This window comes from Paenarthrobacter sp. TE4293, from assembly GCF_050435325.1.
Taxonomy (GTDB): Bacteria; Actinomycetota; Actinomycetes; order Actinomycetales; family Micrococcaceae; genus Arthrobacter; species Arthrobacter nitroguajacolicus_C.
In genome coordinates, this window is the sequence record NZ_JBNJRY010000004.1 from 275699 (window position 1) to 302266 (window position 26568).

Genomic DNA, 26568 nt, shown 5'->3' on the forward strand with positions numbered 1-26568 from the left:
CCTCCATTTGCGACGCCGGGAGTATCCCTAGCGTCGAACGATTGACCTCAAGAGCCTTAATGCTACCGACAGTGAAGCCATGTCGTCGGCTTCGAGAGCGTTGACCTCATCAAACATGGTCTTGGCACGTCCGAGTTGTTCGGCGTTCTGCCCTTCCCAGGCCTTCAGGCGATCTTCAGCCACGGTTCCAGGCTCCGTCGATTCAAGGACCGACGTCGTCATATCTGCCACTGTTGAGTACAAGTCATCCCGCAGCGCAGCCCGGGCCAGCGCCTGCCATCGGTCATCACGCGGCAGGGAGCTGATGCGCTCCAGGAGCGAATCTACGTGGAAGCGGTTGAACACCGTGTAGTAGACATGTGCAACATCCTCTACGCTGTCATCCCTGGTCTGCGCTATCCGAGCAATGTCCAGAAGTGCATAGCTCTCGAAGAGTTCAGCCCACCTGTGGGCCAGATGCTCGGGAAGTTCCCATCCCCGCGCCCTGTCCAGCCAGCCCGAGATGCGCGTCTTGTCCTCGCCCCGGAGGTAATCCAGGAGCTTGGCGCGCAGCGGAGCCATCATCGGCTTGAAGGACTTCACAACCTCAGAAATTGGCTGTGACGCCATTCCCTGCCCCAGTACCCACCGAACTGCCCGATCGAGCAGCCGGCGAATATCCAGGTGGACTTCGCTCCAGTGTTCAGTCGGGAAGGAGGCCGGGAGTGCGTTCAACTCAGCCACCATCGGATCGAGGTCGTAGATTTCACGCAGGGCAACGAACGCCTTGGCAACTGCTACCTCGTTCGCCGACGTTTCTTCCATGGCCCGGAACGCGAAGGTGATGCCGCCCAGGTTGATGATGTCGTTGGCGACGACAGTGGCGATAATCTCGCGCCGCAGCGGATGGGTGTCCAACTCGGCGTCGAACTTCTCCCTCAACTGCTTCGGGAAATAGTCACGGATGGTGTCCGCAAACCAAGGATCGTCGGCAAGGTTGCTGTCCCGGAGTGCGGCACCCAGTTCGATCTTCGCGTAGGCGGCCAAGACAGCCAGCTCCGGAGACGTCAGCCCCTGGCCTTGCTCCAGCCTTGCGCGCAGGGTCTCGGTGGTGGGCAGCGCTTCGAGGTCACGCTTGAGGTCTGCAGATTTCTCCAACCAGTCCATGAGGCGTTCGTAGCTTGGGCTCCAGTCCGCAACCCGTGTCCGGTCGTTGAGGAGCAGGATGTTCTGGTCGATGTTGTCCTGCAGGACCAGTCGTCCGACTTCATCGGTCATGTCGGCCAGGAACGACGCGCGGTCCGAGGCCTCGAGCTTGCCGGCCGCCACCATCCGGTCAACGAAGATCTTGATGTTGACCTCGTGGTCGGAGCAGTCCACGCCGGCCGAGTTGTCGATTGCGTCGGTGTTCAGGATGACTCCCTGAAGCGCCGCTTCGATCCGTCCGCGCTGCGTCAATCCGAGGTTGCCGCCTTCCCCCACAACCTTGACGCGCAGGTCGCGGCCGTCCACGCGGATGGCGTCATTGGCTTTGTCGCCAACGGCTGCGTGGGTCTCTGTGCTCGCCTTGACGTAGGTGCCGATGCCACCGTTGTAAAGAAGGTCTGCCGGTGCCAGCAAGATCGCGCGAAGAAGTTCCGGCGGGCTCAGTTGCGTAGTGCCGTCGGGCAGACCCAGCGCCTTCCGGACCTGTTCGGAGACCGGAATGGTCTTCGCCTGGCGCGGGTAGACACCGCCACCTTCGCTGATGAGCGCACGGTCATAGTCGTCCCACGAAGATCGCGGCAGGTCGAACAGCCGCTGCCGTTCGGCGAAGGATGCAGCCGCGTCGGGTGCGGGATCGAGGAAGATATGGCGGTGGTCGAACGCCGCCAGGAGCCGGATGTGGCGGGAAAGCAGCATGCCGTTGCCGAAAACGTCGCCGGACATGTCACCAACGCCTACCACAGTGAATTCCTCGGTCTGCGTGTCCAGGTCAAGTTCGCTGAAGTGCCTCTTGACTGACTCCCACGCGCCACGGGCGGTGATGCCCATCGCCTTGTGGTCGTAGCCGACGGATCCACCGGATGCGAAGGCGTCGCCCAGCCAGAATCCATACTCTGCTGCCAGCCCATTGGCGGTATCGGAGAAGGTTGCGGTTCCCTTATCCGCTGCCACCACGAGGTAGGAGTCGTCGCCGTCGTGTCGAACAACGTCCGACGGCGGGACCAGCCTTTCGCCGTCAGCCGAGGTGACGAGGTTGTCAGTGATGTCCAGCAGGCCCCGGATAAAGGTCTTGTAGCTCTCGATTCCTTCGGCCATCCACGCCGCACGATCAACTGCCGGGTTGGGAAGCTTCTTGGCAAAGAAGCCACCCTTGGCGCCGGTCGGGACGATGACGGCGTTCTTGACCGTCTGGGCTTTCACCAGTCCAAGGATTTCGGTGCGGAAATCTTCCCGGCGGTCCGACCAGCGGAGGCCGCCTCGGGCAACCTTTCCGAAACGCAGGTGCACGCCCTCAACCCTGGGTGAATAGACCCAGATCTCAAACATGGGCCGCGGGAAAGGCAGTCCGTCAATCGAGGTCGGGTCCAGCTTGAAGCTGAGGTATTCCTTGTTCTGGAAGTAGTTGGTCCTCAGGGTGGACTCAATCAGGTTGACGAAGGTACGCAGGACCCGGTCGGCGTCCAACGTTGCCACCTGCTCAATGGATTCCGCGAGTGCTGTCCGCGCTGCGTCCTGGCGTTCCGACCTGAGTTCTTCCGGCACGGCGGGATCGAAGCGGGCAGCGAAGAGGGCGTTAAGCCCACGGGCGACATCCGGGTTACCCAGAAGTGTGTCCGCGATGAAACCAAAGGAGTTGGTATTGCCCATTTGCCGCATGTATTTGGCGTACGCCCGGAGCACCACAACCTGGCGCCAGTGCATGCCTTCCCGCAGGACCAGCCGGTCAAAGTTGTCCGACTCGACGGCTCCTGTGACGGCGGCTCCAAAGAAATCTGCCAGCAGGTCCCCGGTAGCAAGGGGATCGACTCCCGCGGGGTATTTAAGGCCAAGGTCGTAAAGGAAGAAGTCGCGGTGATCGGCGGTTTCGATTTCGAAAGGACGCTCGTCCAGGACCTCAAGACCGAGATTATGGAAGTAGGGAAGGATCTGGCTCAGGCTCTTGGGCTCCATGAGGTAGAGCTTGACGCGGGCGTCCTCTTCCAGCGCTTCGCCGGCACCCGCAGGCAGGTAAACGTGGACCCCAGGCTTGACTTGCTTGGTTGCCTCCCCGGCCCTCTCTGCCTGCGCACCATACTTCTCGAAGCGTTCGATGTCCTCCAAGGCGTCTTCGACCTCGTAGTCCACCCGGTAGCCTGCCGGGAACGCCTCCGCCCACAGAGCAGACAGGACATCGGCGCTCTCCGCAGGGCGGTGCTCGCGGAGAACCTCGGCGACACCTTCGCTCCAGGAACGGGAAGCCCTCATCAGCCGGTGCTCGAGTTCCTCCACATTGACTTCCGCCAACTCTGCCGTCCGCGGAAGCCTGATCCTGAAGAAGACACGGGCGAGGGCAGATTCTGTGATGCGGGCCTCGTAGTCGATGCTCTCAGCGTGAAACGTTTCCCGGAGTTCCTGCTCGATCCGAAGGCGAACGCTGGTGGTGTAGCGGTCGCGGGGCAGGTACACCACTGCCGACATGAACCGGCCATAGATGTCAGGACGGAGGAACAGCTTGGTCCTGCGGCGTTCCTGGAGGCGCTGAATACCGGTTGCCGTCGCTGCGAGATCCGGAATCTCGATCTGGAACAGTTCGTCACGCGGGTAGGTCTCAAGGATGCCCAGGAGGTCTTTGCCGGAGTGGGAGTCAATCGGGAATCCTGCGTTCCGCAGGACTGCATCGACTTTGTCGCGAACAATCGGGATGTTCCGCACAGAGCCCGTGTAGGCGCTTGTGGCAAAAAGCCCGATGAAGCGCCGCTCCCCGTTGACGTTGCCGGAAGCGTCGAAGCTCTTGACGCCGATGTAGTCCAGGTAGGCGGGGCGGTGGACCGTCGAACGTGAATTGGCCTTGGTGATCACCAGGGCCCGCTTCTCCCGGGCACGCTTGCGTCCGGCGTCCGTGAGGTGCTGGACCTGACGCGTGGTGTCGCCTGCTCGCAGAAGCCCGAGTCCGCTGTCTTCGCGAAGTTGAAGGACGTCTTCCCCGTCTTCTTGCACGAGGTCGTATTCGCGATAGCCGAGGAATGTGAAGTTGCCGTTGTCCAGCCAGCGCAGGAGGTCCTGGGCCTGACGGAGTTCGGCGACTTGCTCGGGGTGGGAAATTCCGCCGAGGGCTTCGGCGAGTTCCAGAGCCTTGGAACGCATTTTGGGCCAGTCCTCGACGGCGGCCCTGACGTCACCGAGGACGCGCTGCAGCCCTGCGATCAGTTCAGAGCGGGCATCGTCCGTGACGCGGTCGATCTCGACGGCAATCCACGACTCCATGTGCGAGGCATTGTCACCGTCACCAAGGAGATGGGCGACGCTGGGAAGTGCGGCGGTGTCGCCGCTGGAAATTCCAACGTTCGAAGGCACCCGGGAGATGTTGCGGAGTTCCCCGGAGACACGGTCGCGGGTGACGACGAACAAGGGGTGCATGACCAGCCTGATCGCGCAGTTCTGGCGAACGAGTTCTGCGTTCACCGAGTCGACAAGGAACGGCATGTCGTCCGTGACGATGTAAACGACGCTTCGATCAGCTTCACTGGAGAGCTCCACCACGGCGTTCCCGGGCAGACGGGACTGCGCGACACTTCTGTGATTCGTAGCCCGGGCAATCAACAGCTCGGGCGAATAGGCGCGGGAGTCCTCCTCTGCGAGGTGTTCATAGTAATCCCCGAAGAACCCTTCACGGACAACTGCTGCATCGGACCGATCCTCCACGCTGGATCCTGACGACATCTACAAACGCCTCCATCACATGTTGATTGCTGCGACTCTGCAGCCCACAATGCGAGCCTAGCGCTTAAGAAGACGCCGGGCTCTGGTAGTTCGGCCAGAAGAATGCGATTTTTGCTGTACGGACGCACAGACGAGTTTCGCGATGGCCGCGCGCAGCTCAGACTCGGGCGCAACCTCCAGGAGAACTGAACCCGAGAGGAGCGCTGCGTCGCAGGCCGCCGGGTCCGCCGGCAGGTACGCTTCGATTCCCAGGCCCGGACCGTAGCGGTCCCAAGCTTCCGCTAATTGCTGTTTGGGCGCATGGCCCACCGCTGCCTTCTTGACCTTGTTAAGCACCACCCGGGGTGAGGCCTGCGGAACCGCTGCTTCAAGTTCGGCCAAGCCTCGGACCAGACGCGGTATTCCGATCGCATCTGCCGTCCCCACGGCGAAAACAACTTCGGCCAGTTCCAGGCTGCGAAGCGTTGCGGCATTGCGACGGGGCGCCAGGGTATCGAAACTCAGTTCTTCGTCCGCTTCAAGGCAGAATCCCGTGTCCACGACAACGACGTCTGCTATGTCCTTCGCCCGTTCAAGGACCACTGAGAGGGCCGCTGCCCGAAGCTCGGTCCAGCGATCTGCGCGCGTCGTTCCCGTGAGCACTCGAAACGAACCGCCCTTCAAGAAGACCGGCATAGCTGCCGCCTTCAGCGCACTGACATCCAGAAGGCCTTGGTCGGCCAGCCTGCACGCCTGGGCGAGTCCCGCCGACTCGTCCAACAGCCCGAGAACAGCAGACACACTGGCACCATAACTGTCAGCATCCACGAGCAGGACGGATTGGCCCTCTGCTGCCAACTCGGCCGCAATATTGACGGCCACCATGGTCCTGCCGGGGGACCCTATGGGCCCCCAAACGGCGAAGACACGGCCGGAACCGTCCGGCGCATCTTCAGCGGTCCCAGAATCCGGCAGCGGGAGGGGATCAGCGCCGGCATCCGCGAAGGCGGCATCCTGTCCTGTCCCCAGACGGCCGCGGGTGCGTTCACCACCAACGGCTTCGGCAATCCTGGCGGCGAGCGTGGACGGTTCCACCCCACAGGCGGCCGCGATAACTCCGATGGAGTGCAACCGTTGGACTTCCGACGGATCATCCGTCAGGGCCACGACCGACACACCCACCGCCCCCAGCCGATCCACCAGAGTGGTAGTGAGTTCCTCACAGCCTTCCGCTACGACGGCCGCCATGGCCAGACCGCTTTGGCAGACAGCCATCAGCTCAGCAAGCTCTGAACACCTGCGCACCACGGTCACCGGTCCGTGAAGGCCTTCCAGTCCTCCCACTACAGCCTCTTGAGCCGGGCCGACAGTGACAACCGGAATGCTCATGGATTGAGGCCTGCCGGATTCCACACCACGGAAATATTGGCCTTGTTGGCTTGAGCACCCAGCAACATGGGCATCTGCTCATCTGTCACGAGTACCAGCACCTGGGTGGTTTTCATTGCTCCCAACCCAGTGGAGCCCGGGACAACCTGCGCGATCTCGGCTCCCGGCAACAGCAGCTGCGGTTTATCGAACGCGCTGGTCGTACCCGGCAAGGCGACCCAAACGTCCACGCGGGCACCTGCAATGGCTTGGGCGGGCAGTTCGCCTTCCATGGTTATGGCGACCGGCTTCCTGTTCAAGGAGTCCGCGTTTCCCAGACTTTCCTGGGGAACGAGCTGGTTTTTGGCTACTCGTTGCAGCGCCACTTTGCCGTCGGCCAAGCCGCCCTCCACCGTCACGTAACCGGGCTCGATATCGTCCAAGCGCACCTTGACGATCGACAGGTCTGACACCGTAACCACCTGACCAACTGCTATATCTTCCCGTGCAGTGTAGGCCTGGGTAGTCCTGTCCGCCGAGCCAACCAAGGCGATGACACCGGCAATGGAAACCAGCACCAGCAGCACGCCGATAAGAAGCCGGGGATCTTTCCATGATGGCTTCCTCAGTCTTGCCCCGGCGACGGGTGCCTGTTGGCTCATGTTCCTGCTCCCCCGATGTGTGATGGCGAGGTCGGCAGACCCGCCTTCCCATTCTTACCGGCGGCTCGCCAACGCACCAAAGCCAACGAGCCCAAAAGGCTTGAAACTGTGGATAACTACACCAAACAGTGCCAACGGTGGCAAAATGGTCCAATGCCCCGATTCCTGACTCTGGCGGACGTCGCCGAACAACTCCAAATCAACTCCCCGCAGGCTTACGCCCTGGTTCGAAGCGGCGAGCTGAAAGCCATCCAAGTGGGCGGGCGGGGACAATGGCGGATCGAGGAAACGATGCTGGAGCAGTACATCCAGGATCGCTATGCAGAAGCAAGCCGCATGATCCAAGAGGCAAAAACTAAGACAAACCAGCCTTAGCGGTTACCGCGCAGCGTGTCCTGGATCCCAAGGGAGCACAGGGCCACAAGGGCCGTGAATGGGATGGTCATGACCGATGCCACGTTGCGCTCCCTCCTCACCTCTCCGTGCGGGACAACGGCAAGGTCGAAATGATCCCGCCCAACCCTGTCGATGACGCCCTGCAACTTGTAGCCCTGGCCGGTCTGCGCATTGAGGTGGACCTCCAGTTCGGAACGATCCCTGGAGAGCGCCCGCAAAGCGGACGCAATCCCCAGCGGAAGCCTCATTCGCACCGCGGGCTTAAGCGCCAGCCTCCCCAAGCCTTGGAATGAGAGCACAGCGGCAAGGGGAACAAGATATTCCCGCGAACCTTCGGACAGGGCCAGCCAGTCGCCGCCTGCGTGCCGCAGCAGCCCGTGAATAATGCTGCCATCGGTCAGGAACACTTTGATGTCGGCTCCAGCGGCACCGCGAAGGCGGTCCCCCAGTTCGATCGCCGCAAGCTCGACCCTGGCCCGCTCAGTGATCTCGGTTTCCACCTCCAAGGCGCGCTCGGCAGAAAATTGTGCTTCCAAATCGTCAAAGAGAGAGTCCCATCTCATGTAGTCAGACTAGGCTGCAACAAGGAGGCGGGCCAATCCGGCGTGTGCCTTAATGCCCCGATTGGACAGCAGCAGCAAAACATGGTCAGAATAAGGCGAGCGATGTCAAATGACATCAAATTGCATCAAACGAAGCTTGGGGGCTTTGAATGACACGAACCTTCCGCAGCGATGCCGCCTTCGCGGCATCGATTCTTGGCCTTGCCTTGCTGCTCGTTTACATGGGCAACACGCTCTTGGACCAGTGGCGCCGGGCAGAACAGCACCAGCAAAGCTTTTCCTTTGAGCACCTCCTCGGTTTTGCAGCGACTGCCGCCGGGGTAACACTGGTGGCGTGGTGGACCCTCTCCCTGTTGCTCGCCATATGCGCTTCGTTGCTGCATCGAAGCGGACGAACCCGTGGCGCCAATGCCGTCGCCAAGTGCAGCCCGGCTTTCATGCTGCGGCTTGCTGTTGCACTTGTCAGCATGAATCTCCTCGGTGCCAGCATGGCCCAAGCGGCTTCGGCCACACCCTCCCCCGCTTGGGATCCGGCACCCGCGACCACGGGCCAGTCGCCGCATCCTGCGTGGACACCTACGTCCCTCGCCAGGGCCACCCATGTGTCGCAAACGCCCCGAGCCGATACATCCGGGTCGGTCATGAGCGATCCGCGCTGGCAGCCTCTGTCCCCCGTGATTGATCCCGGGCTGCTGAGCCGCCCCTCCTCCCGCCAAGAGGCCACTACGTATGACACCACCGTCGTGGTCAAGGATGGCGACTCCCTGTGGTCGATTGCCGCGTCACGGTTGGCCCCCTTTGCGACAGATGTGGAGGTCGCGCTGATGTGGCCGAAATGGTATGCCGCAAATCGCGGGGCCATTGGCGACGACCCATCGGTGCTGACTCCGGGTCTGGTTCTGCGACCACCATCGCCTGGCTGACGGGCTGGTCCCCGGGCCCCCGCACCATGGACACCACCCGCTCAGGGGCACGGTCCATGCCGTAACCACTTTCAACGTCATCCCAGCTGAAGCCACCCGAGCCGCGCGTTCCCCAACGCCGTGTTCATGTAGTGAACGCACGAGGTATGACCATGATTGTTGCAACCGCCAGCCGGCCCCTGGGCCGTCAGAGCACCAAACGCACCATTGCTGCCTACGGTTCCAGCGGTTCGGCCATCGACGTCCGGCTGGTGGCGCGAAGTATTGCCCAGGCAGCTTTGGAGGTACTTGCGGGTACCCGCGCGGTGAGCCAACTGTCCCGATCCTTGGACCCAGACTGCTACCTGGCTCTCCAGCACAGAGCAGCCCTCACCCGTAAGCACGCCGCAAGGGTCCGCGGCAACCTGCAACCGCACCGCAGCCCCATGGTTCGGTCTGTTCGAACCTGCCCCATCACCGATGACATTTGCGAAGCAAGCATCGTTGTTGCGGAGGAGCAGCGGTGCCGGGCCGTTGCCATGAGACTGGAACGCATCGACGGCGTGTGGCGGGTGACTGCCCTGGAAATTGGGTAGGCCGGCCCGAACAACCATTTTCGGCGGCAAACGAAAAGGGTGAACCCCGGACAACGAGTCCGGGGTTCACCCTTTCACCTATCAATCACGGCACATCCGCCGGAGGTTAGCGGCGCTTCTTTTTTGCCGGCTTACGCTGGTCCTGGCTTGCTGCCTTTGCAGGATTGCCGGACCGGCCGGATGCACGCCCCTCGATGCGCGTCTGGGTGGCGCCGTCTTCACCCGGGGCGGTGTACTGCAGCTGGGCCGGCTTCTCCGGTGCCTGCAGGCCCGCCGCCCGGATCTGAGGTTCATGGTGTTCAGTGTGGGCGCCCGCAGCCGTATCATCGACCACCACGACATCTTCGGCAGGTGTTACCTCGACCTCAAGGTTGTACAAGAACCCGATGCTCTCCTCACGGATGGCTTCCATCATGCTCTGGAACATGACAAAGCCTTCGCGTTGGTACTCAACCAAGGGATCCCGCTGGGCCATCGCCCGGAGGCCGATGCCCTCCTTGAGGTAATCCATTTCGTACAGGTGCTCCTGCCACTTGCGGCCGAGGACCGACAGGACAACGCGGCGTTCCAGCTCCCGCATGCTCTCAGAGCCGATGGCCTCTTCGCGGGCCTGGTACACCAATCGGGCGTCCGACAGGATCTCATCTTTGAGGAATTCGGCCGTGACGCGGGACTTGCCGCCGGCTTCCTCAATGATTTCCTCAGCAGTAACAGTTGCCGGGTACAACGTCTTCAGGTTGGCCCACAGCTGGTTGAAGTCCCAGTCGTCGCCCGTACCCTCCGCGGTTGCAGCATCAATGAGGGCGTTGATGGTGTCTTCGAGGAAGAACTGGACCTTCTCATGGAGGTCGTCCCCTTCAAGGATCCGGCGGCGGTCGCCGTAGATCGCTTCACGCTGGCGGTTGAGCACGTCGTCGTACTTGAGCACGTTCTTACGCTGCTCGGCGTTGCGGCTTTCCACCTGGCCTTGGGCAGAGGCGATGGCGCGGGAGACGAGCTTGGATTCCAGGGCAACGTCATCCGGTACGGAGCTGTTCATGAGGCGTTCTGCCGCGCCGGAATTGAACAGCCTCATGAGGTCATCAGTCAGCGAAAGGTAGAAGCGGGATTCACCGGGGTCGCCTTGGCGTCCTGAACGGCCGCGCAACTGGTTATCGATCCGTCGTGATTCGTGGCGCTCCGTGCCCAGCACGTACAGTCCGCCAAGGTCGAGAACTTCTTCGTGTTCATCCTTGACCGCCTGCTTGGCTGCGGACAGTGCTTCGGGCCACGCGGCCTCGTACTCTTCAGAGTTCTCTTCGGGATCGAGACCGCGCTTCGCCAACTCCGCGATGGCGGTAAATTCGGCGTTGCCACCCAACATGATGTCAGTACCGCGACCGGCCATGTTGGTGGCAACAGTAACGGCGCCTTTTCGTCCGGCCTGAGCCACGATGGACGCTTCCCGTGCGTGGTTCTTGGCATTCAGGACTTCGTGCCGGATGCCTTCCTTGGCCAGCAGCTTGGAGAGGTACTCACTCTTCTCGACGCTGGTGGTACCTACCAGCACCGGCTGGCCCTTTTGGTGCCGTTCGGCTATGTCCTGGACGACGGCGTCGAACTTCACAACCTCGTTTTTGTAGACGAGGTCGGACTGGTCGATGCGCTGCATGTCACGGTTGGTCGGGATCGGGACGACGCCGAGCTTATAAGTGCTCATGAACTCTGCAGCCTCGGTCTCAGCGGTACCGGTCATACCGGCAAGCTTCGAGTACATGCGGAAGTAGTTCTGCAGAGTCACCGTGGCGAGGGTCTGGTTCTCCGCCTTGATCTCGACATTTTCCTTGGCCTCGATCGCCTGGTGCATGCCTTCATTGTAGCGGCGCCCGGCAAGGATACGGCCGGTATGCTCATCGACAATGAGGACCTCGCCGTCGAGGATAACGTAGTCCTTGTCCCTCTTGAACAGTTCCTTGGCCTTGATGGCGTTGTTGAGGAAGCCGATCAGGGGAGTGTTGGCCGATTCGTAGAGGTTCTGGATTCCGAGGTAGTCCTCCACCTTTTCAATACCGGCTTCAAGGACACCTACGGTTCGCTTCTTTTCATCGACCTCGTAGTCGACTTCAGGCTGCAGGCGAAGCACAACTTTGGCGAACTCGCTGTACCAGCGGTTGGTATCGCCCTGTGCGGGACCGGAAATGATGAGCGGCGTGCGTGCCTCATCAATCAGGATGGAGTCGACCTCATCCACGATTGCGAAATTGTGGCCGCGTTGAACGAGTTCACTCGCGTCCCAGGCCATGTTGTCGCGCAGGTAGTCGAAACCGAACTCGTTGTTGGTTCCGTAGGTGATGTCCGCGGCGTACTGCTCCCTGCGCACCGAGGGGTCTTGATTGGACAGGATGCACCCGCTGGTCAGTCCGAGGAACCTGTAGACGCGGCCCATAAGTTCTGACTGGTACTCAGCAAGGTAGTCGTTGACCGTGACGACGTGGACGCCTTTGCCGGCGAGGGCGTTGAGATAAGCCGGGGCGGTGGCTACCAGCGTCTTGCCTTCACCTGTTTTCATTTCCGCGATGTTGCCCAGGTGAAGTGCGGCACCGCCCATCAGCTGAACGTCGAAGTGACGCATGCCCAAGGTACGTGAAGAAGCCTCGCGGACGGCAGCGAATGCTTCCGGAAGGAGGGCTTCCAGAGTTTCGCCGTCTTGATGGCGGGACCGTAAATGGTCCGTTTCCTCGCGGAGTTCGGCGTCTGTGAAGGACTTGAAGGACTCTTCCAGGGCATTGATGGAATCGGCATAGTTCCGCAGTTGCTTGAGTGTCTTTTTGTCACCCGTGCGGAGAAGTTTTTCGATTAGTGATGCCACGTGAAATTGCTCCCAGTCTCATGCTGCCGAATTCTGGCTGTTTCAGTCTACGGGAGAGACCAGCGCCACGTTGCCGGGTTCCCCTGTGAGCGGACTGCCTGGTGCCAGAAGCCCCCGGACGCCATCACCACGTGCTGCGACAGCTCCGGAAAGCGCGTCCGCGAGATCTCCCACGGGCCAGACCACCACTTCCCGAAGCCCGAGCCACACGGCCATGAGGTCCAGTTCAGCGGCAAGTTCGACGGCGGTATCCGCCGGAGCGCCGATCTCCCCGAACGCCGAGCGCACCAAAAGCCGGCCAGCGGCACGGTCGGCCTTCAGGTCCACGCGGGCAACGATCGCGTCCCTGAGCAGGAACGGCAGCACGTAGTACCCGAACTGTCGCTTGGCGGCAGGAGTGTAGATCTCAATCCGGTAGTGGAAGCCAAAAAGCTCCTCAAGGCGCCGTCGTTCAAAAACCAGGGAGTCGAAAGGACTCAACAGCGCTCGGCCTTCGGCTTTGCGTGGCATTTTGGCATTGACGTGCTTGTAGCTTTCCCTGTCCCAGCCCCGGACGGTTACAGGTTGAAGGCGCCCTGCACGAACCAAACGCTGGACCGAGTCCCTTCCTGCTTTCAGGGGCGTCCGGAAATAGTCGGAAAAGCAGCGAACGGTGCCGATCCCGTGGGCTTGGGCGGCCGCATCAAGGAGGCGGTCGAGCGACTCTTCGGCATCACCCCCGGACTGTGCCTCGACAGGAACAACTCTGGACGTCAAGGTGTATTTGCGTTCGAACTGTGGTGTCCGTGAAGCTGCAGAAACCCGGCCCTGTTCAAAGAGGTGTTCCAGGACGCGTTTGACGATATTCCAGTTCCATCCCCAGTTCCCACGTCCGGCTTCCTCGTTGTGTCCGAGCTCTGCCGTCAGCTCCGATGCCGTCATGGGGCGGCCCGCCGTCAGTGCGGCGATGATGCGGTCTTCCATCTCTTGGCGGACCAGGGGCTCCAAATGATGGGCCCCCACCCATGCCCGCCTCTGCCACACCAACAAGTCCTGGAAGTGCTCAGGCCGGATGAAGCTCGCCTCATGTGCCCAATACTCCATCATCTTGCGTGGTTTCCGGGCAGCCATGGCGTGGAGGATCGTGGGGTCGTAATTGCCAAGCCGGGAAAAGAACGGAAGGTAGTGGCTTCGTGCCACCACATTCACGGAGTCGATCTGGACAAGCTGGAGTTGGGCAAAGGTCCGGCCCACCGCCCGTGCTGTCACGGGGCCGGCAGGCCGGACCTTTGCCAATCCTTGAGCCGCCAATGCGATCCGCCGTGCCTGGAACAGGCTCAGCGAAGCGGTCATGGAAGTCCCTTCATTCAGGAAATATTGCCTTACTTGGCTGTGGACGCCTGATCATCGGACCGGTAAGCGTGGATCTTCTCCTCCACGGCTTCCTCTCCGGGCTCGCATGTGGAGTCAAGAGTAATCACACCGTACGTCCAGCCACTGCGTCGGTAGACAACCGATGGGGCATTGGTTTCCTTGTCCAGGAACAAGTAGAAGTTGTGGCCAACGAGTTCCATATTGTCCACAGCGTCATCCAGGGTAAGGGATGCTGCGGGGAACACTTTCCGGCGGATCAGGACGGGTGAATCGCCTGCCGGAATGTCGTTCTCGATGTCGTAAGGAGAACGCTCATCTGCCTGCGGAGCGGGCTCTTGGTGGTTGCTTGCCTCAACATAGAGCGGCTCGCTCGCACTGGCGGGCTCGAGTGTTGCTGTTGCCTCACGCACGGCTTTCGGCGTGTGGCGACCGTGGTGCACCTTTTTCCGGTCCTTCGCACGGCGAAGCCTCTCGAGAAGCTTGTTGTACGCGAGATCGAAGGCAGCGAATTTGTCAGCGGCTGTGGCCTCGGCACGGATGACGGGGCCGCGGCCCAGGACTGTCACTTCAACGGTGAGCTGGCCCGGCATCTGCCTGGGGTTGGTTTCCTTGGAAACCTTGGCGTCGACTCGCTGGACTTTATCCCCCAGCGATTCAATCTTTGAGATTTTCTCGCCGGCGTATTCGCGAAAGCGGTCAGAAACTGTGAGATTTCGTCCGCTGATCATGAACTCCATGGTGCCCTCCAAATAACTCAGGTGACACGACAACGACGCTGTTGGGGGCTTGTCTGACGGACAGTCGAGCCCCTTTCCGAGCCGCTATCGACAGGTACATCTGTTCTTGGTACCCACAACCGACGTTAGTTCATCGCCACGCGTTATTCATCCTTTAGTCACTAATTTTTTGATTGAGTCGTCAGGACTGCCGGGGGGTCGTCCGCGGCGGTCCGTGAAGCGTAGGCTGGTGGCCTCGTGGCCGCGAGGACAACGGCGCCGCAGACGACTCCGCCGGCAGCTGCAACGGCCCGTGCCGCCTCAGCGAGGGTAGCCCCGGTGGTGAGGACGTCGTCCACCAGGATGCATCTCCTTCCCCTGACCTCCACCACGAACCGGCGGCGCACCCGCATGGAGCCCCGGACCCGGCTGGCTCTGGCACCTCTCCCCAAGCCTTTCTGGCCCGCCGGGCGAGCTGGCCCGTCCTTGCCCGGCAGGACCTCCGCGATCAGTGCAGGCAGTCTTCGAAAAGAATCCCGGCTGACCGCGTACGGAGGAAATTCCGCTCTCTTTTCCAGCGCGTCGATGCTGGGGCACTGGGGCACGAGGCCTCGTCTTCGGACACAGAAAAGCAGTAAGTGAAGCGGGCTGAATCCACGCTTGAGGTAGGCCCGTCCACTGGTAGGAACCGGAATAAGAACGTAGCCGGGACGACTCCCAATGGCGGTCTCCACAGCTTTACCAAGGCATGTGGCCAGGACATCAGCCAGACGCCACTGACCAAGATGTTTGAAGGACAGCACGCACTGTGCCAGTTCGTCGCGGTAAGGCCCTGCCGCCACTACCCCGAACTTCGTTGTGCCCTCGACCTCAACCAATGCGGGCGATTCCTGTTCCGCGCGGAAGGGCTGCCTGCACAGGTGGCGGACGCTTTTCGCGCAGCTCCCGCACAACACTGCGTCCTCCACGCCGCAACAAACGCAATCAACCGGAACCAACAGGGCCAGCAGATCCGCTGCAGTTCCCTGCAGTGCGGCCAAGAGCCGGCCAAAGCGTCGTTGGTCCTTGCCGCGTCGACGTCCCCTTGCCGGGACCGCTGGATGGATGTCAGGGTCGGCGCTTCGCCGGGGCTGCCGCCCACGATGCGGGATCTCAATGCCACGGGTGGTCCCCGCTGTACGGAAAGATCCCGTTTCCCTGGAACTACCGGCGCCGGACGTTGTCATGGTGCAAGCCTGCAATAGCGCCGGGCCGGCCGACAGGCCCTGGTCACCCTATGTGGACATCCGGCATCATGTGGACATCCGACGGTGCATTCCTACTGCAGGTCAGCCCGGAAAGGCCGGCTCTGTGGGCCCCTTCAACTGGAGCTCCCAACCATTACCGACACGTTGGAACACTCCATCCTCTGATTGCCCGTAAATCTGTTCGGACCCGTTTCCAGCGCTGATGCTGGTCAAGCCGTCCCACGGTGCCAACTGCTGCGGTTCGCCCGATGCCAGGGAGAGCAGTTCGGGTACCACGGTTCCGGTAGCCGAACTGGACATCACTGCAACCGTTGAGCTGTTGACCCATACTCCTTGGTCAGCTGCGCCGGTGCTGAACAACGTGATGGGCGTGGTCAGGTCCTTGGGAACGCCGTCGGTGTTCCGGACAATCCCGGTGATCTGCACGGTCGATTTGCCGTTGGCTTCAGAAATTACCAGCGCCCTGGTCCCCTCGCGGGAGATCCTGAAGTCCTTGACGGTCCGTCCGGAGAGCCAGGAAGGGGTGATGGTGACGCTGGGTACAGCCATGCCGGGTGCAACACCCGTAGGTTTGAACGCCACCACTTCGGCAGCCCCGTTTGCCCCAGGTCCCGCTGTCCAGACCCAATCGTGCGGGCTGAACGAAGGACCGGTAAGAGTGCTCCTGGTGGTCAGCTGGCGTGCGGGTTGTCCGGGTTCGATCGCGTAGAGAGTCGTCTTGTCGCCGTTGAGGAACGCAGCCGTCTGGGACACCGGGGACTCGGCAGGAGAATGGGGGCCCAATCCGGCGACCGATTGAATGTCCGGAAGCGGAGTCATCCTGTTGTTCTCATAGCGCACCAGGTCACCGTTGCTCACAGCGATCTGGCGGGCCGGAACACTCTTATCCAGGACGGGAGGCAGCACCGTGCCGTTGTCTTCGACCCGCACCAGGTCCTGGTCCGCGCGCAGTTGGACGTTGATGACATCGGGCTGGCTGCGGAACGTCAGCGCCAATTGGTTCTGCATCCTCTGCCGGTCTTCCGCTGAGGCGTCAAACAGTTCCTTGGCAGAGAGGTCCACCTGCGCTGCCCCGGACACCACAGGAACGGATTCCCGCGCGAGCTTCATCCCTGAGGGGAAAGCGCTGACGACAGCACCCCTCAAGTAGGGTGCCGGCCCGGCCAGCACGGCTGAGGTCATGGACTTCACCGTGTTCTTCTTGATGAACCAGCGGTAGTCGGGCACGGCATAGGTAAAGGTGGGGTCGTAGAAATAGATGGGGAATGCCCCATAAATAACCTTAAACGTCTCCTCCGGAATCGCTGTACCGTCCGGCACCTTGGAGATCCGCCATTGGCCTTCCACCTGCTCAAGGGTCAGCGGGATGGTTTCCTTGGTTCCCGGCGGGAACTGGGTTGCCACGCCGTCGGCATCCACTGAATAGGCAAGGTCCAGCTCGTAAAGGTACTCATTCTCCCCCGCAGCCTTGACCACCTGCGCCTCGCGGAAAACGATGGCCCGTTTGTCCGGCTTCCATGTCACGGATTGAGCCTGGGTCAGATACTGGCGTGCAACAGGGTAATCGTCCTCATAACCGCTGCCGGCCATGTAGAAATCTTCTATGACGGTCTCGGGGCTTGATCCCGCGCGTGGGGCTGCAGGAAAGAAGACCGGCGCGTTGGGATTGCCTGCGCCTTCGTCCTTGCTCTTCCCGACAGGGCCGGAGCGCGGAATCTGCGCACACGAAGCAAGCAAGACCATCAGCACCGCAAGGATGGCCACCACTGCCCTTGAGCGCCGAAAACGCATCATGGTCATGCCCTCTCCCCTTTAGCATCATCCTCTGAGGCAGGCTTACCAGCACTGGATTGCGGCGGGAGCGGAGCACCACCGGATTCCGTCCCCAGGATGAGCATCTGCCGCTCGCTCGCGGTGCCGGGAAACTCGATGTCGGCAGGTTCAAGCTGAAGCGGCGACTTCAGGATGGTGCCACCCTGTCGCAGGGGCAGCGTCAAACGGAAGTTGGAGCCGGATCCTTTGCGACCCCAGGCTTGAAGCCAGCCATTGTGCAGTTTGGTGTCCTCAGCCGCAATGGACAGACCCAAGCCGCTGCCGCCGGTGGTCCGGGCTCGTGCCGGATCTGCCCGCCAGAAGCGATCGAACACCCTGGCAGCTTCGGCCTGGCTCATCCCGATTCCGTGGTCCCTGACGGAGACTGCCACAGCGTCGTGGTTGGCCGCTACGGAAAGATGGATCGGTTTGCCCTCTCCATGCTCCAAAGCGTTGAGCAGCAAATTCCGGAGGATCCGGTCGATTCTCCGGGAGTCCATCTCCACCACGATGCTCTTTTGCCGGGCATTCAAGCGAACTTCCGAGCCGTACTCAGCAGCGACGGGAGCGGCGCCCTCCATCACATGGGAGATGACCTGGAAAATGTCTTGGGGTTCTGCATCCAGGACGGCCGCACCGGCGTCGAAGCGGGAGATCTCCAGCAAATCCGACAGCAAGGACTGGAAACGCTCTACTTGGTGATACAGCAGCTCAGCCGAGCGCTTGTTCATGGGATCGAAATCCTCACGGGCGTCGAAGAGCACTTCGGCAGCCATTCGGACAGTGGTGAGCGGAGTACGCAGTTCGTGCGAGACATCGGAGACAAACCGCTGCTGCATCTGCGACAGCGTGGCCAATTGGGTGATCTGTTCCTGGAGGCTTGCCGCCATGTGGTTGAAGGAAGCCCCCAGCCTGGCAACCTCGTCTTCGCCCTTGACCACCATGCGTTCCTGGAGTTGGCCTGCCGCGAGTTTCTCCGAGACCACGGCGGCGTGGCTGACGGGACTGACGACGTTGCGCGTTACGTACCAGGCGATGGCCCCGATCATGAGGACCAGCGCTGCACCACCGGCCCAAAGGACGTTCTGAATCTCGTCCAACGTTTGCTGCGCAGTATTCAGGTCGTAGATCAGGTAGAGCTCATAGGAGGTGCCATTGAACGTCACCATGTTTCCAACGGCTATGCCGGGTCGGTCCTCATTGCCCACGGGGAATTGGGTGGAGGCCCAGAACTGCTGCTTGCCGCCTTCCTGGACAGCCTTCCGCAGCTCCGGAGGTATGACCCTGACCGTCAGCTGATCGGACGCGCGTGACTCAACCCAGCGGTTTCGTGGCTTGGTCTGTTCAGGCTTCGCTTCAAAGACGTACCGGCGTTGGATCACCGAACCGCGTCCTTCTACGGCGGTGAGGGTGTCGTAAACCAGGGTGATGACACTTGACTGGTCGGTGACTTGCGCGCCGTCGAACGTGTCCTGGACCTGCTTCACGTTGTAGCGGGACTCGGATTCGGCCTGGGCCAGCCGCTCCTGGAAAAGGTTGTTGGCGATCTGGTTGGACAGGTATGCGCCAACGATGGCGAACGATGTCACAGCCAGGAGCAACGTCGTCAGGACCGTCCTGAATTCCAGCGACCGCCGCCAGCGACGGAGCAACGAGCGCCAGAGGTAGCGAAGGCCCGGTCTGATCTGCCGGACGCCGATGGACACAAGCCGCGAAACCCGCAGGACGAGGATGAGTCCGCGCCGCGTCCAGATCCGTGCCCTGGACAGGATCCAGGGCAGGGTCCTGCGGTTCCGTGCCGGTTGCCCCGCAGATGACGCCGGGGACGACCCGCCGGGCTGCTCAGTGGACTGCTCAGTGGAGGGTTCCGAGGTCGTCGACGGAGCCGGGGTCACCTGGTGGACACCGGCCGTTTCCGGACCTTGGGAATCGGGGCTCTCTCCTGCCGCGCCGGCCTTGCCGACCGGGGACTCAGGAACCTGCTTTATATCCGACACCACGCACCGTCAAGACGACTTCGGGCGCTTCCGGGTCGCGTTCGATCTTGGACCGCAGACGCTGGACGTGGACGTTGACCAGTCGCGTGTCTGCGGCATGGCGGTAGCCCCACACCTGTTCAAGGAGCAGTTCGCGGGTGAAGACCTGCCACGGCTTGCGCGCCAGTGCCACCAGGAGGTCGAATTCCAGGGGGGTCAGTGAAATCCGCTCACCACCGCGGGTGACCAAGTGGCCCGCGACGTCGATGGTCACATCAGCGATCCGCAGGGTTTCCGGGGCCTTCTGGTCACCCGGACGCAGGCGTGCACGAACACGCGCCACGAGTTCTGCGGGTTTGAAGGGCTTGGGCACATAATCGTCGGCACCGGACTCAAGGCCCCGGACGACGTCAGAGGTATCGGACTTTGCCGTGAGCATGACAATGGGGACATCGGACTCTCCACGGATCTGCCGGCACACCTCAATGCCGTCGGATCCGGGCAACATCAGGTCCAACAGCACCAGGTCCGGCTTGGAAGAGCGGAATACCTCCAAAGCCTGGCCGCCATCTGCGCAGAACACCGGCTCGAAGCCATCATTGCGCAAGACGATGCCAATCATCTCTGCGAGCGCTTCGTCGTCGTCAACTACCAGAATGCGTGCCTTCATAGTTATATATTCCCTTATCACCAAGTCTTTGTCCCGTTGGGCACGGCGCACGGCATGGCGCCCCAAGGGCAGTTCCACCGTACTGCACACGAAGGGGTCTCCACCTGTCACAGCCGCCCGGGCGTCAGGCTATGAGGGACGACGGCGGGACTATAGGCTGGGTGCCAAGGTCCGTTGGGGGACGTCGGATGTCGGCGGGCCGGGTCTTATGGGGAGGATATCGTGTCACAGCCAGAGCACGGCCACAATCCACAGCCGGGCGGCCAGCCCGGGTGGGGTAACCAGCCGCAGTGGGGCAACCAACCGCAGTGGGGCAGCCAGCCGCAGTGGGGCAACCAACCACAGTGGGGCAATCCCCCAGCATGGGCGGCCCCCCAGGGCGGCAGCCCCAATGGTCCCGGCCAACCGGCGCCGGGGTGGCCTCCCGGTCCTCCCTATGGACAACCTCTCTATGTTGCTCCTCCCAAGCCGGGGATCATTCCCCTGCGTCCACTGCAGTTCGGCGAGATCCTGGATGGCTCGTTCCAAACAATCCGCCGCAATGCCGCGTCCATGTTTGGCTCGGCATTAATCGTGCAAGCCCTCGGTGCGGTGTTCATCGGCATCGTCACAGTGGGAATGTTCCAACTGTCGATGTCCTTTGACTCCGTAAGCTCCGAAGCGGAATTCAACGAGGCGATGGGGCCTTTCCTGGCCATCATGGCAAGCACTTTGGGCGTTTCAGTCCTGATCGGTTTCCTGGGTTCCGTCCTTCAAGGCGTCTTGGTGGTGCCGGTGGCGCGCTCGGTCCTCAACCGGCGTACGGGCTTCAAGCAAATGTGGAAGCTGGCCGCCCGGAGGATCTGGCCACTCCTGGGCGTTGCTGTCCTGCTGACCCTCGGCGGGTTGCTCGCCGCGGCTGCTGTTGTAGGGATTGCAGTGCTGCTCTTTTCCGCCATGGGCCCAGGTGCCTTGCTCGTTGTCCTGCCCTTGGGGCTTGGATCGGTGGTGGCCTTTGTCTGGATCGGCCTTAAGTTGATGCTCGCGCCTGCGGCCATCGTCGTTGAGGGGAAAGGCGTCTACGACGGACTCCTCAGGTCCTGGCAACTGACCAGGAACAACTGGTGGCGGATCTTCGGGATGACCCTTGTGGTGGCCATCATGGTGGGAATTATCGCCCAGATCGTCCAGATCCCGGCGTCCTTGGCGGCTGGTGCCATCGGCCAGGTGGTGACTCCCCACCCTGACGCCGAGTCGATTGCCGCAACCCTGGTCGTCACCACGGTGATTTCGTCAGCGATCGGCGCCCTGGTGGGATCGGTGACCTTCGCCTTCCAGGCCTCAGTGTCCGCGTTGATCTACATGGATCTCCGTATGCGCCGGGATGGTTTGGATGTTGAACTGATGCGGCTGATGGAAACCGGCGCCGATCCGGATGGCGTGCCGGGCAGCCCTGCGACCCAGCCCGCTAACCCGTGGACTCCCCCGCAAAACCCGGCCTGGCCACCGAACGGCGGGCAGTTTCCGTCCGCCCCTCCCGGCCAGCAGCCCCCGGCATGAGGCCAACCCCGGCGGACCTGCCCCTCACCGTGGCAGCGATGGAGCCGCCCGTGACCCCGGACCGCGAGGAAGCGCGGCGTTGGGCCGCCGAAGAACTTTCCAAACCCCAGTACCCGGATGCCCAACCCTCGTGGCTGGAACAATGGTGGCGTGACTTTCTGGACTGGCTGTCCTCCTTGAAGGGGGACGGAACAGGCCAAGGGCCCGATGTAGCCATCCCGCTGATGGTCGCGTTGGCTGTTGCGCTCATCATCGTTGCCGTTGTGGTGGTCCGGCCCCGCCTGAATGCCCGCCGAAAGAGCCCGCCCGCCGACATCTATGGCGATGACGACCGTATTGATTCCGAGGGATACAGGAAACGCGCTGCAACCGCGGCCGACGACGGCGACTGGCCGGCCGCCGTCGTCGACCAGTTCCGGGCCCTTGTCCGCACGGCGGAAGAGCGTGACGTCATTGACGCCCGTGCCGGGAGGACTGCCGATGAGGCCGCGGCCCAACTGGGGCAGGTTTTTGGCGCTGCGCAGTCGCGGCTCAACGCGGCCGCCCGCCTTTTTGACGCCGTGCGCTACGGCGAGCAGGGGGCAGGAGCATCGGACTTTGAGGAAGTCCGTCGGCTCGATGCCGACCTCCTCGGGATGAAGCCCGATTTTGGCGGTCAGGCCCAAGCCGGATTCGCGGTGCCCCGATGACCACATCCGTGGCGGCAGACCCCACGCTTGGCAAGGAAGAGGGTGTCGCCGGGCGCCCACCCGGGAACGGTTTCATACCGTGGTTCCGGCAGCATCTTGCCTGGATCCTGATCGGCGCCGTTTTGGCGGGTTTGGTGGCCTTCCTTGCCGTTTCCAGTGTCTCGGGTACCAAGGATCCACGGCCGTTGTCCTCCCGCAACCCGGCTCCTGATGGGGCCATGGCCGTTGCCGAAATCCTGGGACGCCACGGCGTATCCGTCACAACGACAGATACGTTGGTGGACACCAAGGATGCGTTGGCTGACAGGCGCGGCAGCACCGTCCTCCTCTATGACCCCCGAGGCTTTCTTGATGAGACCCAGCTGCAAGACATCCTGGACGCCGCAGACCGCGTCGTGCTGGTCAAGCCGCGCCTCAGGACATTGACGGGGCTTGGGCAGGGCTTCCGGCCCGGTGGCGTGGTTCCCGAGGCAACGAAGGTTCTTGAACCCGGCTGCGATCAGGAGGATGCCGTCACGGCGGGCAGGGTCTCTGCCCAGGGCTCCATCTATTCGGGAACGGTGGTCTGCTACTCCCCGTCCGGCAACGGGTCAGGCCTCTACGCAGCGTCGGACGACGGACGGGTGGTTGTTCTTGGCAGCACGGACCTGGTGGACAACCAGCACCTTGTCTCGGAAGGCAACGCAGCCCTTGCCCTCCGTACCTTGGGCAGCAATGCGAACCTGGTCTGGTACTTGCCCGGAGTCGGGGATCTCGCCGCCACTGATTCAACCCCCACGCTCAACGAACTGGCACCCCGCTGGCTGGCATTCGTGGGACCGTGGCTGGGAATTGTGGTTGTCCTGGCCATCGCCTGGCGGGGCCGCCGCATGGGCCCGCTGGTTTTCGAGCCGCTTCCAGTTGTCGTGAAGGCCGCCGAAACCGCAGAAGGCAGGGCACGCCTTTATCAGGACTCGCGCGCAGTGGGCCGTGCAGCCGACAACCTGCGTGCGGGCACGCTGGCCCGCCTGGCACGGCACTTCAACCTCGGGCGCGACGCCACAAGGGAAGCAATTGTTGACGCCTCAGCCCAACGCCTGGATCGGCCGGCGACGGACGTGCGGTTCGTCCTGATCGACTTCCGGCCGGAGAACGAAGGACAACTGGTGCAGTGGGCACAAGAAATCGAACACATCGAACAGGAGGCGACAACCCGATGAGCAGCCAACCGAACAGCTACACGGACAGCAACAGCCACTACACGGGAGGTGTCCCCCAACAACAGAACGTCCCGCGAGAAGACGGGCCGCAAGGTGGCGATCCCTCCGGCAATGGTCACCACGCCGTCGTTGCAGACCCGGCACGTCAGTCGCTGCTCAACGTCCGGACGGAAGTGGGCAAAGCCGTGGTGGGCCAGGATCCCACCGTCACCGGCATGCTCATTGCGCTTCTCTGCGGGGGGCATGTCCTCCTGGAAGGGGTGCCCGGAGTGGCCAAGACCCTGTTGGTGAGGGCACTGTCCAAAGCCCTGAGCCTGGACACCAAGCGGGTCCAGTTCACCCCGGACCTCATGCCCGGTGACGTCACAGGGTCATTGGTCTACGACTCCCACTCGTCCGAATTCACCTTCCGCGAAGGCCCGGTCTTCACCAACATCATGCTCGCGGATGAAATCAACCGCACCCCTCCGAAGACCCAGGCCTCACTTCTGGAGGCCATGGAAGAACGCCAAGTCTCCGTCGATGGTGTGTCCAGGCCGCTGCCCACTCCGTTCATTGTGGCTGCCACCCAAAACCCGGTGGAGTATGAGGGAACCTATCCCCTCCCCGAGGCACAGCTTGACCGCTTCCTCCTCAAACTGACCATGCCTTTGCCCGGGAGGGCCGAGGAAATCGAGGTCATCCGACGCCATGCAAGCGGCTTCGATCCGAGGAACCTCGCCGCCGCCGGAGTGCGGCCGGTGGCGGGCGCCGTCGAGCTTTCCGCGGCCCAAGCCGCAGTAGCGCAGGTGGCGGTAGCACCAGAGCTTCTCGCCTACATCGTCGACGTCGTCCGTGCCACACGCTCCGCACCGTCCTTCCAGCTGGGTGTCTCACCCCGTGGGGCTACCGCGCTGCTCAACACCTCCAAAGCGTGGGCTTGGCTGTCCGGAAGGTCCTTCGTCACCCCGGACGACGTCAAGGCTTTGTCGTTGCCGTGCCTGCGGCACCGTGTGGGCCTGCGCCCGGAAGCACAGATGGACGGAATCCAGGTGGATGACGTCCTGGGAAGCATCCTGGCCTCTGTCCCGGTGCCGCGGTGAGCTCCGCAACTGGCCCGGCCGGGGCGTCCTGAATGGCCATTACGGGTCGTTTTGTGCTGCTTGCCCTTGCCGGATTGATTCCGCTGGTGTTGTTTCCGGCCTGGACCACGGTCCTGTTCGTCGCCGTGGGGTTGCTGCTGATACTGGTACTTGACCTGCTCCTGGCAGCATCACCGGCCAAGGTTGGGTTGGACCGCCAGCACCCCGGCAACGTCACACTGGAGGGCAGGGCGGAAACCGTGGTGACCGTCGCCAACCCCACCCGGCGGAAGCTGCGGGCCAGCATCAGGGATGCGTGGCAGCCCTCTGCCGGCGCCATCGACAATATCCAGTCGCTGCTGGTCCCCCCGGGCGAACGGCGACGCATGAGAGTGGCCCTGGTTCCCCGGCGACGTGGCGATCTGGAAAGCCCCCATGTCACCGTCCGGTCCCTGGGGCCCCTGGGCGTAGCGGCCCGGCAACGCACGCGGGTCCTTCCCGGTCAGCTCCGGGTCCTGCCGCCCTTCCACTCAAAACGCCATCTGCCCTCGAAGCTCCGCAAACTCCGTGAGCTGGATGGCAGGGCCGCTGTGCAGATCCGCGGGGCCGGAACGGAATTCGACTCCCTGAGGGACTACGTCCGCGGCGATGACGTCCGGTCCATCGATTGGCGGGCCACCGCGCGCCGCACCTCCGTGGTGGTCCGGACTTGGCGCCCGGAACGTGACCGGCGGGTAGTCATCGTCCTGGATACGTCGCGTACGGCGGCTGCGCGCATCGCGGACGAGCCTCGCCTGGACACCGGGATCGAAGCGGCACTGCTGCTGTCCGTGCTGGCAGAACGCGGCGGGGACCGGGTGGACTTCCTTGCTTACGACCGCAGGCTGCGTGCGCGGGTTGAGTCAGCATCGAAGGGCAACATGTTGGGTCAGCTCGTCCAGGCCATGGCCCCCTTGGAAGCCGAGTTGATCGAGCTGGACTGGCAGCAAATCCCGGGCCAGGTCAGTGCGGTCTCGGCGCACCGCTCGCTGGTGGTGCTGCTGACAGCGCTCGACGGCGGCGCCCCCGAAGAGGGTCTGCTCCCCACGGTGGCGCAACTGTCCCGCCAGCATGTGGTGGTAGTGGCGTCAGTCCGGGATCCCCTGCTTGCTGCCATGAAGGAGGAAAGGACCACGGCCAGCCAGGTGTTTCGCGCCGCGGCGGCCGAGCGCGCCTTGCTGGAACGGGCCGCGGTCACGGCCCAGCTCCGGCAACTGGGTGCCGAAGTGGTGGATGCCGAACCTCTCGATGTCCCACCCCTGCTCGCCGACACCTACATCCGGCTTAAAGCCGCCGGAAGGCTCTAGTTCACAAGCTCCAGAAAGGACTGCCATGAATGCCCCCATCTACCAGCTGGCACTCGGCGAAGATTTCACCAAACTGACCCCCGAACTTCAGGAGTACTTTTCGCTGGCGGCCGGCTCCGGCTCCTACGGCATTGGGGAGGGCATCTTTGATGTCGTGGGCTGCCGGCAGAAATGGCTGCGGCCACTGCTCGCCCTGACAGGAAGCGAGGAAGCTTTCTTCCCTGAATACGGCGAAGGCATCAGGTTCCGGATCGAGAACCACGCGCATGTTGATCCCTTCGCCCGCCAGGCCCTGACAGCCCGCAGGGAAATCTACTTCCCCTCGGGGACAAGGCTGTTCCACGACACAACGAGTGCGTTGGTTAGCGGCCCTGGTCAGCACAACGGCCACGAACGGGCCCGTCTGGTTGACCATGTGGGACGGTACCGGCGACTGGTGACGGATCTGGACGTCAGCGTCACCTCCGAAGGACGGCTGCGCGGTGTTTCCAACGCCAGCAGGCTGCTGCTGGGGCCCTTGCGCATTCCCTTGCCGGCGGCCCTCGACGCCCGGGCTTATGCGGAGCAATGGTGGGACAACACCGAGGGCAAACACAGGATCCAGGTCAAGGTCATCCAGCCGCAGATAGGTGTGGTCCTGGTCTACGCCGGCCGGTTCGATTACCGTTTGGCCCCGTATCTGCCGGGAGCAGCCCCCGGCACGACCCTTCCCCGCTATGCAGAACCGGATCGCTGGGAAGAGAGAGTCTGACGTTCTCCCTC

20 protein-coding genes are annotated in these 26568 nt (G+C 62.5%); 9 read left to right on the top strand and 11 right to left on the bottom strand.

The genetic code is table 11. From position 1 onward, the window contains the following. Positions 1–27: 27 nt before the first annotated feature. From QF015_RS10140 to QF015_RS10150, 3 genes are read right to left on the bottom strand one after another with little or no spacing between them, the layout of a single operon-like run. Entirely contained in the window at positions 28–4884 is a 4857-nt protein-coding gene (locus QF015_RS10140; RefSeq protein WP_310209055.1) for an NAD-glutamate dehydrogenase, read from the bottom strand. 57 nt (positions 4885–4941) lie between these two features. Next, positions 4942–6252, bottom strand: a complete 1311-nt coding sequence (locus QF015_RS10145; RefSeq protein ID WP_429388733.1) for an AAA family ATPase — start codon at positions 6250–6252, stop codon at positions 4942–4944. Continuing rightward, entirely contained in the window at positions 6249–6893 is a 645-nt protein-coding gene (locus QF015_RS10150; protein ID WP_429388735.1) for an SAF domain-containing protein, read from the bottom strand. The genes QF015_RS10145 and QF015_RS10150 overlap by 4 nt, the downstream gene beginning before the upstream one ends. 153 nt (positions 6894–7046) lie before the next feature. Between QF015_RS10150 and QF015_RS10155 the strand changes: the two genes are divergently transcribed. After that, positions 7047–7268 (top strand): helix-turn-helix domain-containing protein, encoded by a 222-nt coding sequence (locus QF015_RS10155; protein ID WP_310209060.1) that lies wholly within the window; start codon positions 7047–7049, stop codon positions 7266–7268. Here the strand turns inward: QF015_RS10155 and QF015_RS10160 are convergent. Then, entirely contained in the window at positions 7265–7852 is a 588-nt protein-coding gene (locus tag QF015_RS10160; RefSeq protein WP_429388737.1) for a hypothetical protein, read from the bottom strand. The two genes, QF015_RS10155 and QF015_RS10160, sit on opposite strands and share 4 nt — an antisense overlap. Positions 7853–8001: 149 nt before the next feature. Here QF015_RS10160 and QF015_RS10165 point away from each other — a divergent pair, with 149 nt between their 5' ends. Next, positions 8002–8775 carry a LysM peptidoglycan-binding domain-containing protein gene (locus QF015_RS10165; RefSeq protein WP_429388739.1) on the top strand — a complete coding sequence of 258 codons (774 nt, stop codon included), beginning with the start codon at positions 8002–8004 and terminating at the stop codon, positions 8773–8775. A 152-nt stretch (positions 8776–8927) separates the two neighbouring features. Continuing rightward, on the top strand, positions 8928–9350 hold the full coding sequence (locus tag QF015_RS10170; RefSeq protein WP_310209065.1) for an Rv3235 family protein: 423 nt from the start codon (positions 8928–8930) through the stop codon (positions 9348–9350). Positions 9351–9456: 106 nt separating this feature from the next. Here QF015_RS10170 and secA read toward each other — a convergent pair whose 3' ends face one another. The 7 genes from secA to mtrA all read right to left on the bottom strand — a co-directional run bounded on the left by secA (position 9457) and on the right by mtrA (position 19972). Further along, on the bottom strand, positions 9457–12198 hold the full coding sequence (gene secA, locus QF015_RS10175) for a preprotein translocase subunit SecA (protein ID WP_429388741.1): 2742 nt from the start codon (positions 12196–12198) through the stop codon (positions 9457–9459). A gap of 42 nt (positions 12199–12240) precedes the next feature. After that, a complete protein-coding gene (locus QF015_RS10180; RefSeq protein WP_429388743.1) occupies positions 12241–13530 on the bottom strand; it encodes a winged helix-turn-helix domain-containing protein in 1290 nt (429 codons plus the stop codon). 29 nt (positions 13531–13559) lie between these two features. After that, complete coding sequence (gene hpf, locus QF015_RS10185) at positions 13560–14288, bottom strand: ribosome hibernation-promoting factor, HPF/YfiA family (protein ID WP_310209073.1); 729 nt, start codon at positions 14286–14288, stop codon at positions 13560–13562. Positions 14289–14449: 161 nt separating this feature from the next. After that, the gene (locus QF015_RS10190; RefSeq protein WP_429388745.1) at positions 14450–15493 is read right to left on the bottom strand and encodes a ComF family protein; all 1044 of its coding nucleotides are present in this window, start codon (positions 15491–15493) and stop codon (positions 14450–14452) included. 102 nt (positions 15494–15595) lie between these two features. Continuing rightward, positions 15596–17308, bottom strand: a complete 1713-nt coding sequence (locus tag QF015_RS10195) for an LpqB family beta-propeller domain-containing protein (protein WP_310209278.1) — start codon at positions 17306–17308, stop codon at positions 15596–15598. Positions 17309–17310: 2 nt separating this feature from the next. After that, a complete protein-coding gene (gene mtrB / locus QF015_RS10200; protein ID WP_310209077.1) occupies positions 17311–19326 on the bottom strand; it encodes an MtrAB system histidine kinase MtrB in 2016 nt (671 codons plus the stop codon). Next, entirely contained in the window at positions 19298–19972 is a 675-nt protein-coding gene (gene mtrA / locus QF015_RS10205) for an MtrAB system response regulator MtrA (RefSeq protein ID WP_014922244.1), read from the bottom strand. The genes mtrB and mtrA overlap by 29 nt, the downstream gene beginning before the upstream one ends. A gap of 222 nt (positions 19973–20194) precedes the next feature. On the opposite strand from mtrA, the gene QF015_RS10210 reads away from it, so the two are divergent. The 6 genes from QF015_RS10210 to QF015_RS10235 are packed head-to-tail and all read left to right on the top strand — an operon-like array spanning position 20195 to position 26557. Next, positions 20195–21511 carry a glycerophosphoryl diester phosphodiesterase membrane domain-containing protein gene (locus tag QF015_RS10210; RefSeq protein ID WP_429388747.1) on the top strand — a complete coding sequence of 439 codons (1317 nt, stop codon included), beginning with the start codon at positions 20195–20197 and terminating at the stop codon, positions 21509–21511. Then, the gene (locus QF015_RS10215; protein ID WP_429388750.1) at positions 21508–22200 is read left to right on the top strand and encodes a DUF4129 domain-containing protein; all 693 of its coding nucleotides are present in this window, start codon (positions 21508–21510) and stop codon (positions 22198–22200) included. The genes QF015_RS10210 and QF015_RS10215 overlap by 4 nt, the downstream gene beginning before the upstream one ends. Then, on the top strand, positions 22197–23399 hold the full coding sequence (locus QF015_RS10220) for a DUF4350 domain-containing protein (RefSeq protein WP_429388752.1): 1203 nt from the start codon (positions 22197–22199) through the stop codon (positions 23397–23399). The genes QF015_RS10215 and QF015_RS10220 overlap by 4 nt, the downstream gene beginning before the upstream one ends. Further along, complete coding sequence (locus tag QF015_RS10225; protein ID WP_429388754.1) at positions 23396–24481, top strand: AAA family ATPase; 1086 nt, start codon at positions 23396–23398, stop codon at positions 24479–24481. The genes QF015_RS10220 and QF015_RS10225 overlap by 4 nt, the downstream gene beginning before the upstream one ends. Before the next feature lie 32 nt (positions 24482–24513). Further along, entirely contained in the window at positions 24514–25806 is a 1293-nt protein-coding gene (locus tag QF015_RS10230) for a DUF58 domain-containing protein (protein WP_429388756.1), read from the top strand. A 25-nt stretch (positions 25807–25831) separates the two neighbouring features. After that, positions 25832–26557, top strand: a complete 726-nt coding sequence (locus QF015_RS10235) for a DUF4166 domain-containing protein (RefSeq protein ID WP_429388758.1) — start codon at positions 25832–25834, stop codon at positions 26555–26557. Positions 26558–26568: the final 11 nt, after the last annotated feature.

Coding starts and splice junctions, on each gene's coding strand:
- mtrA (WP_014922244.1), bottom strand. CDS start 19,972: ATGAAGGCACGCATTCTGGTAGTTGACGACGACGAAGCGCTCGCAGAG.
- QF015_RS10155 (WP_310209060.1), top strand. CDS start 7,047: ATGCCCCGATTCCTGACTCTGGCGGACGTCGCCGAACAACTCCAAATC.
- QF015_RS10235 (WP_429388758.1), top strand. CDS start 25,832: ATGAATGCCCCCATCTACCAGCTGGCACTCGGCGAAGATTTCACCAAA.
- QF015_RS10195 (WP_310209278.1), bottom strand. CDS start 17,308: ATGATGCGTTTTCGGCGCTCAAGGGCAGTGGTGGCCATCCTTGCGGTG.
- hpf (WP_310209073.1), bottom strand. CDS start 14,288: ATGGAGTTCATGATCAGCGGACGAAATCTCACAGTTTCTGACCGCTTT.
- QF015_RS10170 (WP_310209065.1), top strand. CDS start 8,928: ATGATTGTTGCAACCGCCAGCCGGCCCCTGGGCCGTCAGAGCACCAAA.
- QF015_RS10220 (WP_429388752.1), top strand. CDS start 22,197: ATGACCACATCCGTGGCGGCAGACCCCACGCTTGGCAAGGAAGAGGGT.
- QF015_RS10225 (WP_429388754.1), top strand. CDS start 23,396: ATGAGCAGCCAACCGAACAGCTACACGGACAGCAACAGCCACTACACG.
- QF015_RS10160 (WP_429388737.1), bottom strand. CDS start 7,852: ATGAGATGGGACTCTCTCTTTGACGATTTGGAAGCACAATTTTCTGCC.
- QF015_RS10145 (WP_429388733.1), bottom strand. CDS start 6,252: ATGAGCATTCCGGTTGTCACTGTCGGCCCGGCTCAAGAGGCTGTAGTG.
- QF015_RS10215 (WP_429388750.1), top strand. CDS start 21,508: ATGAGGCCAACCCCGGCGGACCTGCCCCTCACCGTGGCAGCGATGGAG.
- QF015_RS10180 (WP_429388743.1), bottom strand. CDS start 13,530: ATGACCGCTTCGCTGAGCCTGTTCCAGGCACGGCGGATCGCATTGGCG.
- QF015_RS10140 (WP_310209055.1), bottom strand. CDS start 4,884: ATGTCGTCAGGATCCAGCGTGGAGGATCGGTCCGATGCAGCAGTTGTC.
- QF015_RS10190 (WP_429388745.1), bottom strand. CDS start 15,493: ATGACAACGTCCGGCGCCGGTAGTTCCAGGGAAACGGGATCTTTCCGT.
- QF015_RS10230 (WP_429388756.1), top strand. CDS start 24,514: ATGGCCATTACGGGTCGTTTTGTGCTGCTTGCCCTTGCCGGATTGATT.
- QF015_RS10150 (WP_429388735.1), bottom strand. CDS start 6,893: ATGAGCCAACAGGCACCCGTCGCCGGGGCAAGACTGAGGAAGCCATCA.
- QF015_RS10165 (WP_429388739.1), top strand. CDS start 8,002: ATGACACGAACCTTCCGCAGCGATGCCGCCTTCGCGGCATCGATTCTT.